Consider the following 2,972-nt stretch of genomic DNA (forward strand, 5'->3'; position numbering starts at 1 on the left):
GGGAGTTTGTTTGCGCGGCATGCGGCGGTCAGGGTGTTGGCCAGCAGGCATGCGATTGTCATGGGGCCGACGCCACCGGGGACGGGGGTGATTGCTCCGGCGCGTTCGGCGGCGCTGGCGTAATCCACGTCTCCAACCAGCTTGTTCTTGCCGTCGCGTTCAATGCGGTTGATGCCCACGTCGATGACCGTGGCGCCTTCCTTGATCCAGTCGCCGGGCACCATCTCGGGGCGGCCCACAGCGGCGACAACGATATCCGCGCGACGGACAACATCGGGCAGATCCTTGGTGCGGCTATGCGCGATGGTCACGGTGCAGCTGTCGCCCAGCAGCAGTTGCGCCATCGGCTTGCCAACGATGTTCGAGCGGCCGATCACAACCGCATCCATGCCGGACAACGATCCATGATGGTCCCGCAGCATCATCAGGCAGCCCAGCGGGGTACAGGGCACCATCGATTTCTGACCGGTGCCCAGCAGGCCCACATTCGAGATGTGGAACCCGTCGACATCCTTGGCCGGGTCGATCGAATTGATCACCAGATCTTCGTTCAGATGCTTGGGCAGCGGCAGCTGCACCAGAATGCCGTGGACTGCGGGATCGGTATTCAGCTTGTCGATCAGTGCCAGCAGGTCTGCCTCGGAGGTGTCCACATCCAGCTTGTGCTCATACGAGTTCATGCCGACCTCGACGGTCATCTTGCCCTTCGAGCGGACATAGACCTGGCTGGCCGGGTCTTCGCCCACCAGAACCACGGCCAGACCAGGGGTGATGCCATTTTCGTCCTTCAGCTTTGCAACCTGATCGGCAACCTGTGCCCGCACCGTTGCTGCAAAGGCCTTACCGTCGATAACCTGCGCTACCATTCTTCGATCCCTTCTTCCCAAAAACGGATCGGGCGCTTGGGGCGCCCGGTCAGTCAGTCGTTGCCGAGCACACGTTCCTCACGCGCAATCGACCAGTCAATCAGAATGCGCCACAGCGTCTCGGCCAGATCGGGGTCCATCCCCGCCGCCTGAGAGCTGGCACGCACCTTTTGCACCACCTCTTCAACACGATCCGGAATACGGGCCGGCAGGCCCTCGCCCGGCTTCAACTCAGACGCGCGATCAATGTAGCTGGCGCGCCTCACCAGCATCTCGATCAGGTGCCGGTCCAGCTGGTCGATCTGAATCCGCAGATCCTGCATCGTTGCGCAGTCTTGCGGCGGTGTCAGAGTGGGCATCGTGATCTCCTCGTGGCCCGGAGCATTCTCCGGATCACGAGATGTCTTATCTGGCGACTTAGAACAAGCCCTCGATCTCACCTGCGTCATTGAGGCAGATGCTTTCGGCCGCCGGTTTGCGCGGCAGGCCCGGCATAGTCATGATCTCACCACAGACCGCCACGATAAATCCGGCACCCGCGCTCAGGCGCACCTCGCGCACCGGAACCGAATGGCCGGTGGGCGCGCCGCGCAACGAGGGATCGGTCGAGAAGGAATATTGCGTCTTGGCCATGCAGACCGGCAGGTTGCCGTAACCGGCTTCTTCCCATTCACGCAGCTGGTTGCGGATCTTGTTGTCGGCCAGAACCTCGTCCGCGCGATAGATGCGCTTGGCGATGGTTTCGATCTTCTCGAACAGCGGCATATCGTCGGGGTAGATCGGCGCAAAGTTCGCTGTGCCCCCTTCGACGATTTCGACCACCTTCTCGGCCAGCGGCGCCGAACCTTCCGACCCCAACTCCCAGTGACGCGACAGAACCGCTTCGACCCCGTGGTCAGAGCAATAGTCTTTCACGGCTTGCACTTCAGCGTCGGTATCGGTGACGAAGTGGTTGATGCCAACCACAACCGGCACGCCAAAGGATTTGACGTTTTCGATGTGACGACCCAGGTTGGCGCAGCCCGATTTGACCGCGTCGACGTTTTCCGCACCCAGATCAGCCTTGGCCACACCGCCATTCATCTTCATCGCACGCACGGTGGCGACCAGCACCACAGCCGACGGCGCGATACCCGCCTTGCGGCACTTGATGTTCATGAATTTCTCGGCGCCCAGATCGGCCCCAAAGCCCGCTTCGGTCACCACATAGTCAGCAACCTTCAGCGCGGTCTTGGTCGCAATGACCGAGTTACAGCCATGTGCAATGTTGGCAAACGGGCCGCCATGGACAAAGGCCGGGTTGTTTTCCAGCGTCTGCACCAGGTTCGGCTGCATCGCGTCCTTCAGCAGCACCGTCATCGCGCCTTCGGCCTTGATGTCGCGACAGTAAACCGGGGTCTTGTCGCGGCGATAGGCCACGATGATGTCACCCAGACGCTTTTCCAGATCTTTCAGGTCGTTGGCCAGGCACAGGATCGCCATAACCTCAGAGGCCACGGTGATATCAAAGCCGGTCTCGCGCGGGAAACCGTTCGATACGCCACCCAAGCTGGCCGTGATCTGACGCAGCGCGCGGTCGTTCATGTCGACCACACGACGCCACGCTACACGGCGAATGTCGATCTCGCACTCATTGCCCCAGTAGATGTGGTTGTCGATCATCGCCGACAGCAGTGAATGGGCGCTGGTGATGGCGTGAAAGTCACCGGTGAAGTGCAGGTTCATCTCTTCCATCGGAACAACCTGCGCGTAACCACCACCCGCAGCGCCGCCCTTCATGCCAAAGTTCGGGCCCAGCGAAGCCTCACGGATACAGATCATCGCGTTCTTGCCGATCCGGTTCAGACCGTCACCCAGACCCACAGTCGTCGTCGTCTTGCCCTCACCCGCAGGCGTCGGGTTGATCGCCGTCACCAGAATCAGCTTGCCGTCCTCACGGCCCTGAACCGAATTGATGAAGTCCTGGCTCACCTTTGCCTTGTCATGGCCATAGGGCAGAAGATCAGCAGATTCGATGCCGATCTTCGCACCAATCTCCTGAATCGGCTTCTTCTTCGCCTCACGCGCAATTTCGATGTCAGATTTATAGCTCATTGGGTTTCGGTC

The 2,972-nt window shown here is 60.6% G+C and carries 3 protein-coding genes; all 3 read right to left on the reverse strand.

Features of this window, described 5'->3' with window-relative positions; translation table 11 throughout:
• A partial coding sequence (gene folD, locus AC2FIZ_RS20620) for a bifunctional methylenetetrahydrofolate dehydrogenase/methenyltetrahydrofolate cyclohydrolase FolD (RefSeq protein ID WP_496791599.1) occupies nt 1-866 on the reverse strand: 866 nt, incomplete at its 3' end.
• A 53-nt stretch (nt 867-919) separates the two neighbouring features.
• Nucleotides 920-1,225, reverse strand: coding sequence for a chorismate mutase (locus AC2FIZ_RS20625; protein WP_142640424.1), 306 nt, complete (start codon nt 1,223-1,225; stop codon nt 920-922).
• A 58-nt stretch (nt 1,226-1,283) separates the two neighbouring features.
• Complete coding sequence (locus AC2FIZ_RS20630; protein ID WP_142640425.1) at nt 1,284-2,960, reverse strand: formate--tetrahydrofolate ligase; 1,677 nt, start codon at nt 2,958-2,960, stop codon at nt 1,284-1,286.
• Between the last annotated feature and the right edge of the window lie 12 nt (nt 2,961-2,972).

Source organism: Ruegeria sp. CDSB022 (genome assembly GCF_059611145.1).